The 15,467-nt window shown below is 67.7% G+C and carries 9 protein-coding genes; all 9 read left to right on the top strand.

Annotated elements, in window-relative coordinates; all coding sequences use genetic code 11:
• Positions 1-71 precede the first annotated feature (71 nt).
• Positions 72-3,524 carry a DNA-directed RNA polymerase subunit beta gene (rpoB, locus tag INTCA_RS13970; RefSeq protein WP_013493579.1) on the top strand — a complete coding sequence of 1,151 codons (3,453 nt, stop codon included), beginning with the start codon at positions 72-74 and terminating at the stop codon, positions 3,522-3,524.
• Between the two features lie 163 nt (positions 3,525-3,687).
• On the top strand, positions 3,688-7,587 hold the full coding sequence (locus INTCA_RS13965; RefSeq protein ID WP_013493577.1) for a DNA-directed RNA polymerase subunit beta': 3,900 nt from the start codon (positions 3,688-3,690) through the stop codon (positions 7,585-7,587).
• Between the two features lie 139 nt (positions 7,588-7,726).
• Entirely contained in the window at positions 7,727-8,269 is a 543-nt protein-coding gene (locus INTCA_RS13960; protein ID WP_013493576.1) for a hypothetical protein, read from the top strand.
• Between the two features lie 475 nt (positions 8,270-8,744).
• Positions 8,745-9,119 carry a 30S ribosomal protein S12 gene (gene rpsL, locus INTCA_RS13955; RefSeq protein ID WP_013493575.1) on the top strand — a complete coding sequence of 125 codons (375 nt, stop codon included), beginning with the start codon at positions 8,745-8,747 and terminating at the stop codon, positions 9,117-9,119.
• Complete coding sequence (gene rpsG / locus INTCA_RS13950; RefSeq protein ID WP_013493574.1) at positions 9,119-9,589, top strand: 30S ribosomal protein S7; 471 nt, start codon at positions 9,119-9,121, stop codon at positions 9,587-9,589. Before rpsL ends, rpsG begins: the two co-directional genes overlap by 1 nt.
• A 121-nt stretch (positions 9,590-9,710) precedes the next feature.
• The gene (fusA, locus tag INTCA_RS13945; protein ID WP_013493573.1) at positions 9,711-11,828 is read left to right on the top strand and encodes an elongation factor G; all 2,118 of its coding nucleotides are present in this window, start codon (positions 9,711-9,713) and stop codon (positions 11,826-11,828) included.
• Positions 11,829-11,954: 126 nt separating this feature from the next.
• Positions 11,955-13,151, top strand: a complete 1,197-nt coding sequence (gene tuf, locus INTCA_RS13940; protein ID WP_013493572.1) for an elongation factor Tu — start codon at positions 11,955-11,957, stop codon at positions 13,149-13,151.
• Positions 13,152-13,432: 281 nt separating this feature from the next.
• Positions 13,433-14,746, top strand: coding sequence for a M18 family aminopeptidase (locus INTCA_RS13935; protein WP_013493571.1), 1,314 nt, complete (start codon positions 13,433-13,435; stop codon positions 14,744-14,746).
• Positions 14,747-15,151: 405 nt separating this feature from the next.
• The gene (rpsJ, locus tag INTCA_RS13930; protein ID WP_009775966.1) at positions 15,152-15,460 is read left to right on the top strand and encodes a 30S ribosomal protein S10; all 309 of its coding nucleotides are present in this window, start codon (positions 15,152-15,154) and stop codon (positions 15,458-15,460) included.
• Positions 15,461-15,467 lie beyond the last annotated feature (7 nt).

Below are 15,467 nucleotides of genomic sequence, written 5' to 3'. Positions count from 1 at the left end.
TGGCGGAGTTGACGAAGACGAAAAGGCCCGTGGAAGGACCCTCCTTGGCTGCCGCGCGTACTGCGACGAAAATGTCCACCGCACAGACCCCCTCCGGGCGTCTGTCCTTCGCGAAGATTCGCGAACCCCTCGAGGTCCCCGACCTCCTTGCCCTTCAGACGGAGAGCTTTGACTGGCTGCTCGGCAACGAGCGGTGGCAGGCTCGCGTCGCCGCCGCCAAGGCCGAGGGCCGCACTGACGTCCCTGACCGGTCCGGACTCGAGGAGATCTTCGAGGAGATCTCCCCGATCGAGGACTTCAGCGGCTCGATGTCGCTGTCGTTCCGAGACCACCGGTTCGAGGAGACCCGCAAGACGATCGAGGCGTGCAAGGAGCGCGACCAGACGTACGACGCACCCCTGTTCGTGACCGCCGAGTTCATGAACGCCCAGACCGGCGAGATCAAGAGCCAGACGGTCTTCATGGGTGACTTCCCGCTCATGACCGAGCGCGGCACCTTCATCATCAACGGCACCGAGCGGGTCGTCGTCTCACAGCTCGTCCGCAGCCCGGGCGTCTACTTCGAGCGCACCCCCGACAAGACGTCCGACAAGGACATCTACACGACGAAGATCATCCCGAGCCGTGGTGCCTGGCTCGAGTTCGAGATCGACAAGCGCGACATGGTCGGCGTCCGCGTCGACCGCAAGCGCAAGCAGTCCGTCACGGTGCTGCTCAAGGCCCTCGGCTGGACCGAGGCCCAGATCCTCGAGGAGTTCGGCGACTTCGAGTCGATGCGACTGACCCTCGAGAAGGACCACACGCAGGGCCAGGACGACGCGCTCCTCGACATCTACCGCAAGCTGCGTCCGGGTGAGCCGCCGACCAAGGAGGCCGCCCAGACCCTGCTGGACAACCTCTACTTCAACCCGAAGCGCTACGACCTCGCCAAGGTCGGCCGCTACAAGATCAACAAGAAGCTCGGCCTCGACGGCTCGATCAACGACTCGACCCTCGCGATCGACGACATCGTCGCGACGATCAAGTTCCTCGTCACGCTCCACGACGGGCGCGACTCGATGCAGGGCGTCAAGAACGGCGAGCCGATCGACGTCCGCGTCGAGGTCGACGACATCGACCACTTCGGCAACCGTCGCCTCCGCTCCGTCGGTGAGCTCATCCAGAACCAGGTCCGCACCGGCCTGTCCCGGATGGAGCGGGTCGTCCGCGAGCGCATGACGACGCAGGACGTCGAGGCGATCACCCCGCAGACCCTGATCAACATCCGCCCCGTGGTGGCGTCGATCAAGGAGTTCTTCGGCACGTCGCAGCTCTCGCAGTTCATGGACCAGAACAACCCCCTCGCGGGTCTGACGCACAAGCGTCGGCTGTCCGCGCTCGGCCCGGGTGGTATCTCCCGGGACCGCGCCCAGATGGAGGTCCGCGACGTCCACCACTCGCACTACGGCCGCATGTGCCCGATCGAGACTCCGGAAGGCCCGAACATCGGCCTCATCGGCTCGTTGGCCTCCTACGGGCGGATCAACGCGTTCGGCTTCATCGAGACGCCGTACCGCAAGGTGAACGAGGGTGTCGTCAGCGACGAGGTGCACTACCTGTCGGCCGACGAGGAGGACAAGTACGTCGTCGCCCAGGCCAACGCCCGGGTCGACGAGGACGGCCGCTTCGCCGAGGACCGCGTCCTCGTGCGCCGCAAGGGTGAGGTCGAGCTCATCCCCGGCGAGGACGTCGACTACATGGACGTCTCCCCGCGCCAGATGGTGTCGGCCGCGACAGCGATGATCCCCTTCCTCGAGCACGACGACGCCAACCGCGCCCTCATGGGGGCCAACATGCAGCGTCAGGCCGTCCCGCTCGTCAAGAGCGAGGCGCCGCTCGTCGGCACCGGCATGGAGTTCCGTGCCGCGCTCGACTCCGGTGACGTCGTCCGCGCCGAGAAGGCCGGCGTCGTCCAGGAGGTCTCCGCCGACCTGGTCACCGTCGCCAACGACGACGGCACGTACCAGACCTACCGGATCGCCAAGTTCGCCCGGTCCAACCAGGGCACGAGCTACAACCAGGTCGTCGTCGTCAACGAGGGCGACCGGGTGGAGACCGGTGGCGTCATCGCCGACGGTCCCGCGACGGACGGCGGCGAGATGGCGCTCGGGCGCAACCTGCTCGTCGCGTTCATGTCGTGGGAGGGCCACAACTACGAGGACGCGATCATCCTCAGCCAGCGTCTCGTCCAGGACGACGTCCTCTCCTCGATCCACATCGAGGAGCACGAGGTCGACGCCCGCGACACGAAGCTCGGGCCGGAGGAGATCACCCGGGACATCCCGAACGTCTCCGAGGACGTCCTGGCCGACCTCGACGAGCGCGGCATCATCCGCGTCGGCGCCGAGGTCCGCGACGGCGACCTGCTCGTCGGCAAGGTGACGCCCAAGGGCGAGACCGAGCTGACGCCCGAGGAGCGACTGCTCCGCGCGATCTTCGGCGAGAAGGCCCGCGAGGTGCGGGACACGTCGCTCAAGGTCCCGCACGGTGAGACCGGCACGGTCATCGGCGTCAAGGAGTTCCGCGCCGACCTCGGCGACGACCTGCCCCCGGGTGTGAACCAGCTCGTCCGCGTCTACGTCGCGAACAAGCGCAAGATCACCGACGGTGACAAGCTCGCCGGCCGGCACGGCAACAAGGGCGTCATCTCCAAGATCCTGCCCGTCGAGGACATGCCGTTCCTCGAGGACGGCACGCCCGTCGACGTCATCCTCAACCCGCACGGTGTGCCGCGCCGGATGAACCTCGGTCAGATCCTCGAGCTGCACCTCGGCTGGGCCGCCAACCGCGGCTGGAAGATCGAGGGCAACCCGGAGTGGGCCAAGCAGATCCCGGCCGACGCCCACGAGGCGCCCCCCGGCTCCCGGGTCGCGACGCCGGTCTTCGACGGTGCCTCCGAGGATGTCGTCACCGGACTGCTCGACTCGACCCTGAAGACCCGCGACGGCGTCCGTCTCATCGACGGCACCGGCAAGACCCGGCTCTTCGACGGCCGCTCCGGCGAGCCGTTCCCCGAGCCGGTCGCGGTGGGCTACATGTACATCCTCAAGCTGCACCACCTCGTCGACGACAAGATCCACGCTCGGTCGACGGGTCCGTACTCCATGATCACCCAGCAGCCGCTCGGCGGTAAGGCCCAGTTCGGTGGCCAGCGCTTCGGTGAGATGGAGGTGTGGGCGCTCGAGGCGTACGGCGCCGCCTACACGCTGCAGGAGCTGCTGACGATCAAGTCCGACGACGTGCCCGGTCGCGTCAAGGTCTACGAGGCCATCGTCAAGGGCGAGAACATCCCTGACTCGGGCATCCCGGAGTCGTTCAAGGTCCTCCTCAAGGAGATGCAGTCCCTGTGTCTCAACGTCGAGGTCCTGAACTCCGAGGGCACGACGATCGAGATGAAGGAATCCGACGAAGAGGTCTTCCGCGCGGCGGAGGAGCTCGGCATCGACCTGAGCCGGCGTGAGCCGTCCAGCGTCGAGGAAGTCTGACCCGGCCACGCACCCCAGGCGGCCGTATGCCGCTGAGCCAGCTCAGCGGCATACGGCACCCCAGGCACGGGGCTGAGCTCACCAGCGACAGCCCGGCCGGTCAGAACACGACGACCAGACACATTTGACGAGACTCAGCAAGAGTTACGAGAGAAGGAACCACGTGCTCGACGTCAACTTCTTCGACGAGCTGCGCATTGGCCTTGCCACCGCGGAGTCCATCCGCGGATGGAGCCACGGCGAGGTCAAGAAGCCCGAGACCATCAACTACCGCACCCTGAAGCCGGAGAAGGAGGGCCTGTTCTGCGAGCGCATCTTCGGCCCCACCCGGGACTGGGAGTGCAACTGCGGCAAGTACAAGCGCGTCCGCTTCAAGGGCATCATCTGTGAGCGCTGTGGCGTCGAGGTCACGCGCGCCAAGGTGCGCCGTGAGCGGATGGGCCACATCGAGCTCGCCGCCCCCGTCACCCACATCTGGTACTTCAAGGGCGTCCCGTCACGCCTCGGGTACCTGCTCGACCTCGCCCCGAAGGACCTCGAGAAGGTCATCTACTTCGCGGCCTACATGATCACGTCGGTCGACGACGAGCAGCGCCACCAGGACCTGCCCTCGCTCGAGGCGCAGATCCAGGTCGAGAAGAAGGAGATCGAGAACCGCCGCGACGCGGACGTCGAGTCCCGCGCCCAGAAGCTCGAGCAGGACATCGCCGCGCTCGAGGCCGAGGGCGCCAAGGCCGACGTCAAGCGCAAGGTCCGCGACTCCGCCGAGCGTGAGATGAACGCGATCCGTCGTCGCGCGGACCAGCAGGTCGAGCGCCTCGAGCAGGTCTGGGACCGGTTCAAGAACCTCAAGGTCCAGGACCTCGAGGGCGACGAGATCCTCTACCGCGAGATGCGGGACCGGTTCGGTCTCTACTTCGAGGGTGGGATGGGCGCGGCCGCGATCCAGAAGCGGCTCCAGTCCTTCGACCTCGACGCCGAGGCGGACTCCCTCCAGGAGATCATCGCCACCGGCAAGGGGCAGAAGAAGACTCGGGCGATCAAGCGGCTCAAGGTCGTCAACGCCTTCCAGATGACGACGAACCACCCGACCGGCATGGTCCTCGACGCGATCCCGGTCATCCCGCCGGACCTGCGCCCGATGGTCCAGCTCGACGGCGGCCGTTTCGCGACGTCGGACCTCAACGACCTCTACCGTCGCGTCATCAACCGCAACAACCGCCTCAAGCGACTGCTCGACCTCGGCGCGCCCGAGATCATCGTCAACAACGAGAAGCGGATGCTCCAGGAGGCCGTCGACAGCCTCTTCGACAACGGCCGTCGTGGTCGCCCGGTCACGGGCCCCGGCAACCGGCCGCTCAAGTCGCTGTCCGACATGCTCAAGGGCAAGCAGGGCCGGTTCCGCCAGAACCTCCTCGGCAAGCGCGTCGACTACTCCGGCCGTTCGGTCATCGTCGTCGGCCCGCAGCTGAAGCTGCACCAGTGCGGCCTGCCGAAGCAGATGGCGCTCGAGCTGTTCAAGCCGTTCGTGATGAAGCGGCTGGTCGACCTCGACCACGCGCAGAACATCAAGTCGGCCAAGCGCATGGTCGAGCGGGCCCGTCCGGTCGTGTGGGACGTCCTCGAAGAGGTCATCACCGAGCACCCGGTGCTGCTCAACCGGGCACCCACGCTCCACCGTCTCGGCATCCAGGCCTTCGAGCCGCAGCTCGTCGAGGGCAAGGCGATCCAGATCCACCCGCTCGTCTGCTCGGCCTTCAACGCCGACTTCGACGGTGACCAGATGGCGGTGCACGTGCCGCTGTCGGCCGAGGCCCAGGCCGAGGCTCGGATCCTCATGCTCTCGAGCAACAACATCCTCAAGCCGGCTGACGGTCGCCCCGTGACCATGCCGACCCAGGACATGATCACCGGCATCTTCCACCTGACCGACCTGGTCGACGGTGGGGGTCTGGGCGCCGGCCGTGCCTTCTCGTCTCCCGCCGAGGCCCGGATGGCCTTCGACCGGGGCGAGATCCAGCTCGGCTCGGCGGTCAAGCTGCGCCTGACCGATGTCGTGCCGCCGGCCGGCTTCGAGCTGCCCGAGGGGGTCGAGCCAGACGCGTCCGGCATCGTCCCGTCGCTGACGCTCGAGACCAGCCTGGGCCGGGCCCTGTTCAACGACACGCTCCCGGTGGATTACCCGTTCATCAACAAGGCGGTCGACCGGAAGGCCCTGTCGGCCATCGTCAACGACCTGGCCGAGCGGTACTCGAAGGTCCAGGTCGCCGCGTCGCTCGACGCCCTGAAGGAGGCCGGTTTCCACTGGGCCACCCGCTCGGGCAGCACCGTCTCGATCATCGACGTCACGACGCCGGGCAACAAGACGGAGATCCTCGAGGGCTACGAGACCAAGGCCGCCAAGGTCCAGACGCAGTACGAGCGTGGTCTGATCACCGACGACGAGCGTCGTCAGGAGCTCGTCGAGATCTGGACGCAGGCGTCCAACCAGGTCGCCAAGGAGATGGAGACCAACTTCCCGCGCACGAACCCCATCTACCGGATGGTGTCCTCGGGTGCTGGTGGTAACTGGTTCCAGATCCGCCAGATCGCCGGGATGCGTGGCCTGATGGCCAACCCGAAGGGTGAGATCATCCCGCGCCCGATCAAGGCGAACTTCCGTGAGGGCCTGACGGTGCTCGAGTTCTTCATCTCGACCCACGGTGCCCGCAAGGGTCTGGCCGACACCGCGCTTCGCACCGCGGACTCGGGCTACCTCACGCGTCGTCTCGTCGACGTGTCGCAGGACGTCATCATCCGTGAGGACGACTGTGGCACCGACCGTGGCCTGACGCTGCCGATCGCCCAGGTCAACGAGACCACGGGCACGCGCAGCCTCTCGGAGGTCGTCGAGGCGTCCATCTACGCCCGGACCCTCGCTGAGGACGTCACGGACGCGGACGGCACCGTGCTGGCCGAGGCCGGCATCGACCTCGGCGACGTCGTCATCGGGGCGCTCTACGAGGCCGGGGTCGACCAGCTCAAGGTCCGCTCGGTCCTGACGTGCGACTCCAAGGTGGGCACCTGCGCCAAGTGCTACGGGCGGTCGCTCGCCACGGGCAAGCTCGTCGACATCGGCGAGGCGGTCGGCATCATCGCCGCCCAGTCGATCGGTGAGCCGGGCACGCAGCTGACGATGCGGACCTTCCACACCGGTGGTGCGGCTGCGGCCGACGACATCACCCAGGGTCTGCCGCGTGTGGTCGAGCTCTTCGAGGCGCGCACGCCCAAGGGTGTCGCCCCGATCGCCGAGGCCACCGGCCGCATCGAGATCGAGGACACCGACAAGGCGCGGCGCATCCTGCTCACGCCGGACGACGGCTCCGAGCAGCACGCCTACCCGGTCAGCAAGCGCTCCCGCCTGCTCGTCCAGGACGGTGACCACGTCACGGTGGGCAACAAGCTCGTGCAGGGCGCCATCGACCCCAAGCAGGTGCTTCGCATCCTCGGCCCCCGGGCCGCCCAGAAGCACCTCGTGGACGAGGTCCAGATGGTGTACCGCCAGCAGGGTGTGTCGATCCACGACAAGCACATCGAGGTCATCGTCCGGCAGATGCTCCGGCGCGTGACGATCATCGAGGCGGGCGACGCCGACCTCCTCCCGGGCGAGCTCGCCGAGCGTGGCCGTTTCGAGGACGAGAACCGCAGGGTGATGGCCGAGGGTGGCCGTCCGGCCGCCGGTCGACCGGAGCTCATGGGCATCACCAAGGCGTCCCTCGCCACCGAGTCGTGGCTGTCGGCCGCGTCCTTCCAGGAGACCACGCGTGTCCTCACGCAGGCCGCCATGGAGGCGAAGTCCGACCCGCTGCTCGGCCTCAAGGAGAACGTCATCCTCGGAAAGCTCATCCCCGCGGGGACGGGCCTGCCGCGCTACCGCAACATCAAGGTGGAGCCGACCGAGGAGGCGAAGGCCGCGATGTACTCGCTGCCGAGCTACGACGCGTACGACTACGCGCAGTTCGGCACGGGCACCGGCGAGGCGATCCGTCTCGACGACGAGGCGCTGGGGCTCGACAAGCTCTGACGTTGCGTCACCGGCCACCAGGCCGTATGCCGCTGGGCCGGGACCGCGCACCACGCGCGGTCCCGGCCCAGCTGGCTTGCCGGACCTCAGCCGACCGATCCGGTCTCGGGGGTGGCCGAGTGCTCGCTAGGGTTCTCGCATGAGCGAAGCACCGCACGTCGAGACCCCCTCCGAACCGGACGCCCCGGAGGCACCGGCCCTGGCCACGGTCATCGTCCTCACCGAGGAGGCCCTCAAGCCCGTCGACGTCGACAAGATCGTCGGCCTGCACGCCGGGGATGACGAGGAGGAGACGTACCGCGTGCTCGTCCCCGCCGACACGGACCGCAACATGCTCAGCGCGTTCCTCAACCACCTCAGCCTCTTCGAGATGCGGGAGGCCCTCGAGGCCCTGCGCCCCGTCGACCGTGAGGGGGCCCACGCCGACGCGACGACGGCGTTGGCCCGCAGCATCGCGGAGTTCGAGAAGCGGGGCCTGACCGTGACCGGCGAGGTGACCGGGGACGACCCGATGCCCACTCTCGTCGCCGAGGTCGAGCGCCTCAACGCGCGCGAGGTCGTCGTCGTGACCGAGCCGCATGCACTGGAGGACACGTTCCACACCGACTGGGCCTCCCGGGCCCGGGAGGTCCTGGGCCTGCCGGTGCTGCACATCTACGCGGGCGACTGGCGACTCGGCTGACCACTCGGCTGACCACTCGGCTGACCACTCGGCTGACCACTCGGCTGACGTCGGTTCGAGGTATCGCTCGACCACAGGTGGTCGAATCTCACCTCGAACGGGGCGGGGAGTGCGCCGGACGGTGGGAGCGAGCCCAGCGGCATACGGCATCGGGGGTCCTGAGCGCAAGGGCCACGGATTTGGTCGGCGTGCCGCGCGCCGGTACGCTTGAACACTGTGTCTGAGACATGCGCTCAGGCATGCGCGATGACGGCTTCGGTGCCCTGTCTGACGGCTACGGCCTGCGAGACATCACGGAGGTCAGGAGCGAACCTCTCACCGGGCAATCCATGAGCTCGAAGCACTGAGCTCATGGGGAGTGCGGGTGGGAGAACCGCGTCCGACACGCCCGACCTCGGGGGTCGAGGACGCGAACAGCCAAGGAGTCGACCCACGAGGGTCGGCGCGACAACAGCAACGTTACGGAGTAACCAGGTTGCCTACCATCAACCAGCTGGTCCGCAAGGGCCGCGAGGACAAGGCCACGAAGGCCAAGACCCCGGCGCTCAAGGGCTCGCCCCAGCGCCGCGGTGTGTGCACCCGCGTGTACACCACCACCCCCAAGAAGCCGAACTCGGCGCTCCGCAAGGTCGCCCGGGTGCGACTCAGCAGCGGCATCGAGGTCACGGCCTACATCCCGGGCGTCGGCCACAACCTCCAGGAGCACTCGATCGTGCTCGTCCGCGGCGGTCGTGTGAAGGACCTCCCCGGTGTTCGCTACAAGATCGTCCGCGGCACCCTCGACACCCAGGGTGTCAAGGGCCGCAAGCAGGCTCGCAGCCGCTACGGTGCGAAGAAGGAGAAGGGCTGATGCCTCGTAAGGGACCCGCTCCGAAGCGTCCGCTCGTCGTCGACCCGGTCTACCAGAGCCCGCTCGTCACGCAGCTCGTCAACAAGATCCTCCTCGACGGCAAGAAGTCGATCGCCGAGATGATCGTCTACGGCGCCCTCGAGGGCGTTCGCGGCAAGACCGGCACCGACCCCGTCGCCACGCTCAAGCGGGCGCTCGACAACGTCAAGCCGGCCATGGAGGTCAAGTCCCGCCGCGTCGGTGGTGCGACCTACCAGGTGCCGATCGAGGTCAAGCCGGGCCGCTCCACGACGCTCGCGCTGCGCTGGCTCGTCGGCTACGCGCGGCAGCGTCGCGAGAAGACGATGACCGAGCGCCTGATGAACGAGATCCTCGACGCCTCGAACGGCCTCGGCGCCGCTGTGAAGCGCCGCGAGGACACGCACAAGATGGCCGAGTCGAACAAGGCCTTCGCGCACTACCGCTGGTGACAGCGGGCCGGTGGTGTGCCGCTGGGACAGCTCAGCGGCACACCCCGGGACCGAGCCCTGCCGTGCTCACGCCGGCTCGGCTCCCACAGATTTCCCACACGAATGAGATGAGACAACTGACGTGGCACTCGACGTCCTGACGGACCTCAACCAGGTCCGCAACATCGGCATCATGGCGCACATCGACGCCGGCAAGACGACGACGACCGAGCGTGTGCTCTTCTACACCGGTGTCAACCGCAAGATCGGGGAGACGCACGACGGTGCGTCGACGACCGACTGGATGGAGCAGGAGAAGGAGCGCGGCATCACGATCACGTCCGCCGCCGTCACCTGCTTCTGGGAGGGCACCCAGATCAACATCATCGACACGCCCGGCCACGTCGACTTCACGGTCGAGGTCGAGCGGTCGCTGCGCGTCCTCGACGGCGCGGTCGCCGTCTTCGACGGCAAGGAGGGCGTCGAGCCCCAGTCCGAGACGGTGTGGCGCCAGGCCGACAAGTACGACGTCCCCCGCATCGCGTTCGTCAACAAGATGGACAAGCTCGGCGCGGACTTCTACTTCACGGTGCAGACGATCAAGGACCGCCTCGGTGCGGAGCCGCTCGTCCTCCAGCTGCCCGTCGGCTCCGAGAGCGAGTTCGTCGGCGTCGTCGACCTCATCTACATGCGCGCCCTGGTCTGGCCGGGCGACGCCAAGGGTGACGTGACCATGGGCGCCAAGTACGAGATCCAGGAGATCCCGGCCGACCTCAAGGAGAAGGCCGAGGAGTACCGTCACGCCCTCGTCGAGCGCGTCGCCGAGTCCGACGACGAGCTCATGGAGAAGTACCTCGGCGGCGAGGACCTCACGCCCGAGGAGATCAAGGGCGCGATCCGCAAGCTCACGATCTCCTCCGAGCTCTACCCCGTCATCTGTGGCTCCGCCTTCAAGAACCGCGGTGTCCAGCCGATGCTCGACGCGGTCGTCGACTACCTGCCCTCCCCCCTCGACGTGCCGCCCATGATCGGTCACAAGCCGGGCCACGAAGAGGTCGAGATGACCCGCAAGCCGAGCACCGAGGAGCCGTTCTCCGCGCTCGCCTTCAAGGTGGCCACGCACCCGTTCTTCGGCACGCTGACCTTCATCCGCGTGTACTCCGGGCGGATCGCCGCCGGCAGCCAGGTCATCAACTCGACCAAGGGCCGCAAGGAGCGCATCGGCAAGCTCTTCCAGATGCACGCCAACAAGGAGAACCCGGTCGAGGAGGCCCTCGCCGGTCACATCTATGCGGCGATCGGTCTCAAGGACACGACGACCGGTGACACGCTCTCCGACCTGAGCAACCCGATCGTCCTCGAGTCGATGACGTTCCCGGAGCCGGTCATCCAGGTCGCCATCGAGCCGAAGACCAAGAGCGACCAGGAGAAGCTCTCCACGGCCATCCAGAAGCTCTCCGCCGAGGACCCGACCTTCCAGGTCCACCTCGACGACGAGACCGGCCAGACGATCATCGCCGGCATGGGCGAGCTCCACCTGGACATCCTCGTCGACCGCATGAAGCGCGAGTTCAAGGTCGAGGCCAACGTCGGCAAGCCGCAGGTCGCCTACCGCGAGACCATCCGCCGGGCCGTCGAGAAGTACGACTACACCCACAAGAAGCAGACGGGTGGCTCCGGCCAGTTCGCCAAGGTCCAGGTGACCATCGAGCCCCTCGTCGACGCCGAGGGTGGCGAGCTCTACGAGTTCGTCAACGCGGTCACCGGTGGTCGTGTCCCGCGGGAGTACATCCCGTCGGTCGACGCCGGTATCCAGGACGCCATGCAGTACGGCGTGCTCGCCGGATACCCGCTCGTCGGGATCAAGGCGACGCTCGTCGACGGCGGCTACCACGACGTCGACTCCTCGGAGATGGCGTTCAAGATCGCCGGCTCGATGGTGCTCAAGGAGGCCGTCCGCAAGGCGGACCCCGTGCTCCTCGAGCCGATGATGGCCGTCGAGGTCCGCACCCCCGAGGACTACATGGGTGACGTCATCGGCGACATCAACTCCCGCCGTGGCCACATCCAGGGCATGGACGACGTGAGCGGCGCCAAGGTCGTCCGCGGCCTCGTCCCGCTGTCCGAGATGTTCGGCTACGTCGGCGACCTGCGGTCCAAGACCCAGGGTCGCGCGAGCTTCTCCATGGAGTTCGACTCCTACGCAGAGGTCCCCAAGGCCGTTGCCGAGGAGATCATCAAGAAGACCCGCGGCGAGTGACTTTCGGGGCTTCCCCGATAGGCTCTCCCGAGGAATCCCACGGGAATCACACCCCATCACACCCACAGCGCCACGTCCTGCCCTGGTCGTACGGCGTAACACTATGAAGTCCTGAGGAGGACCACAGTGGCGAAGGCAAAGTTCGAGCGGACCAAGCCGCACGTCAACATCGGCACCATTGGTCACATCGACCACGGGAAGACGACGCTGACGGCTGCGATCTCCAAGGTCCTGCACGACAAGTACCCGGACCTCAACCCCCAGTTCGCGTTCGAGGACATCGACAAGGCTCCCGAGGAGCGTCAGCGCGGCATCACCATCTCGATCGCCCACATCGAGTACCAGACGGAGGGCCGTCACTACGCCCACGTCGACTGCCCCGGCCACGCCGACTATGTCAAGAACATGATCACCGGTGCGGCCCAGATGGACGGTGCGATCCTCGTGGTCGCCGCGACTGACGGCCCCATGCCGCAGACGCGTGAGCACGTCCTCCTGGCCAAGCAGGTCGGCGTCCCCTACATCGTCGTGGCGCTCAACAAGGCCGACATGGTCGACGACGAGGAGATCCTCGAGCTCGTCGAGATGGAGGTGCGTGAGCTCCTCTCGTCCTACGAGTTCCCGGGCGACGACCTGCCGGTCGTCAAGGTCTCGGCGCTCAAGGCGCTCGAGGGTGACGCTGAGTGGGGCAAGTCGGTTCTCGACCTCATGGACGCGGTGGACACCTACATCCCCGAGCCGGAGCGCGACATCGACAAGCCGTTCCTCATGCCCGTCGAGGACGTCTTCACCATCACCGGTCGTGGCACGGTCGTCACCGGCCGCATCGAGCGCGGTGTCCTCAAGGTCAACGAGGAGGTCGAGATCGTCGGCATCCACACCGGCCCGCCCACCAAGACGGTCGTCACCGGTGTCGAGATGTTCCGCAAGCTCCTCGACGAGGGTCGCGCGGGTGAGAACGTCGGTCTGCTCCTCCGCGGTGTCAAGCGCGAGGACGTCGAGCGCGGCCAGGTCGTCTGCAAGCCGGGCTCGATCACCCCGCACACCGACTTCGACGCGCAGGTCTACATCCTGTCGAAGGACGAGGGCGGCCGTCACACGCCGTTCTACGACAACTACCGTCCGCAGTTCTACTTCCGGACCACGGACGTCACGGGTGTCGTGCACCTGCCCGAGGGCACCGAGATGGTCATGCCCGGCGACAACACCGACATGAAGGTCGAGCTGATCCAGCCGATCGCCATGGAGGAGGGCCTCAAGTTCGCCATCCGCGAGGGTGGCCGGACGGTCGGCGCCGGCCGCGTCATCAAGATCAACAAGTGATCTGACGCACCACGTCCGGGAGGGCCCGGTCCGCTTCGGCGGGCCGGGCCCTCCTGCATCCCCGGTCGCACTCGGCGCAGTGGGGTCCGTCGGAGGCCCAGCCGGTGGCCCGGCCGGTCGTGCGGAGCACCTCTCTGCTGGGGCCAGTCGGGTCCACAGAGGCCGTGGAGGCCGCTCGGAGACCTGCGGGAGGGCGGGGAGGAAGGGGCGGGCGCGGAGCGGGCTCAGCGGCATACAAGGCGAGGGAGGCGGCCGTTGGCGCGGGGGATAGGGTCGCTGCCATGGCACACCCCTTCGACGCCGAGACCGAAGCCCAGGGCCTGATCGACTTCGTCGACGCCTCGCCCACCCCGTTCCATGCGTGCGGTCAGGCGGCGGCCCGGCTCAGCGAGGCGGGCTTCACCGAGGTCTCCGAGTCGGAGGCGTTCCCGACCGAGCCGGGGGCCCACTTCCTCGTCAGGGGCGGCTCGCTCATCGCGTGGGACACCCGTGGGGCGGATGCCGCTGGGCTCGGTCCCGCTGCCGGCTTCCGCGTCGTGGGGGCGCACACCGACAGCCCGAACCTTCGGGTCAAACCCAACCCGGACCATCTCAAGGCCGGCTGGCAGTCGCTCGGGGTCGAGGTCTACGGCGGCCCCCTGCTCAACTCGTGGCTCGACCGGGACCTTGGGCTCGCTGGTCGGGTGACCGTGCGCGGCGAGGGGAGGGGCGGCGTCGAGACGCGGCTCTTCCACGACACCTCCGCGCTGCTGCGGGTCGCCCAGCTCGCCATCCACCTCGACCGCGAGCAGAACGACGGCCTCACGCTCAACCGACAGCTGCACCTCGAGCCGCTCTGGGGGCTGGGGGACGCCCCGGGCGACTTCCGGGGCTACCTCAGCGAGCAGGTCGGCGTGCCCGCCGGGGACATCCTTGGCTGGGACGTGATGACCCACCCGGTCGAGCCCTCGAGGCGCCTGGGCCGTCGTCGGGAGCTCGTCGCGGCACCCCGCCTCGACAACCTCGCCACCTCCTACGCGGGCGTGCGGGCGCTGCTCCAGGCGGCGGTGGACGAGCCGGCCCTCGTGCCGGTGCTGGTGCTCTTCGACCACGAGGAGATCGGCAGCACGTCCGAGCGGGGCGCGATGTCGACGCTCCTGCCCTCTGTTCTCGAGCGCCTCGTCCTGTCCGCGGGCGGGTCCCGGGAGGACTACTGGCGGGCCCTGGCCTCGACCGTCATCGCGAGCGGCGACATGGCCCACGCGACCCACCCGAACTACGCCGACCGGCACGAGCCGCTCCACCAGATCGCCGTCAACGGCGGTCCCGTCCTCAAGGTCAACGCGAACCTCCGCTATGCGACCGACTCGCTCGGCGAAGCCGCCTTCCGGCTCGCGTGCGAGCAGGCCGGCGTGCCGATGCAGAGCTTCGTCATCCGCACCGACCTGCCGTGTGGGTCCACCATCGGACCGATGACGTCCGCACTGACCGGGGCCACGACCGTCGACTTCGGGGCGCCCCTGCTGTCGATGCACAGCGCGCGGGAGCTCTGCGGCGCGGAGGACCCGGCGATGTACGCCGCCGCCCTCTCCGCCTTCCTGGCGCCCCTGCGCTGACGTCCAGCGGGGACGCCGGGCTGGGAGCAGGCCGGGCGAGCGTGAGCGCGCCCAGCGGCATACGCAGCGGTCGTCCGACGGCGCGCCACGGAAGCAGACGTCCGCGCGCCAGCCGCCTCGATTTGATAGAGGTTCAAGCCTCTGGCACACTTGTCAGGTTGCTTGTCGCGCGTTGCTGACCCATGTCGGCACCGCCGCCCCTCGTCACTGTCCCACCGGGCGTGACTAGGACTCGATCGAGAGGCCGAGGGAAGCGCAGGCCACCCGGTTCGGCCGGGTCATCCACAACGAGAGTGGCACTTCGGTGCGGACTTTCACCGCGAAGCGGGCGCGACACGCCCGACCTCGGGGGTCGGATGCCAAGGGAACCGGTCAGCAAGGTACGGCGAGAGAGACGTAACGGAGATGGCGGGACAGAAGATCCGCATCCGCTTGAAGTCGTATGACCACGAGGTCATCGACAACTCGGCGCGCAAAATTGTCGACACGGTCACGCGTGCCGGTGCCACCGTGGTGGGCCCGGTTCCGCTGCCGACGGAGAAGAACGTCTTCGTCGTCATCCGGTCGCCGCACAAGTACAAGGACAGCCGCGAGCACTTCGAGATGCGGACGCACAAGCGTCTCATCGACATCATCGACCCGACGCCCAAGGCCGTCGACTCGTTGATGCGTCTCGACCTGCCGGCGGACGTCAACATCGAGATCAAGCTCTGAGGCGGCC

Origin of the sequence: Intrasporangium calvum DSM 43043, from assembly GCF_000184685.1 — a bacterium.
Lineage (GTDB): Bacteria > Actinomycetota > Actinomycetes > Actinomycetales > Dermatophilaceae > Intrasporangium > Intrasporangium calvum.
This window is presented reverse-complemented; position numbering and strand designations above follow the sequence as displayed.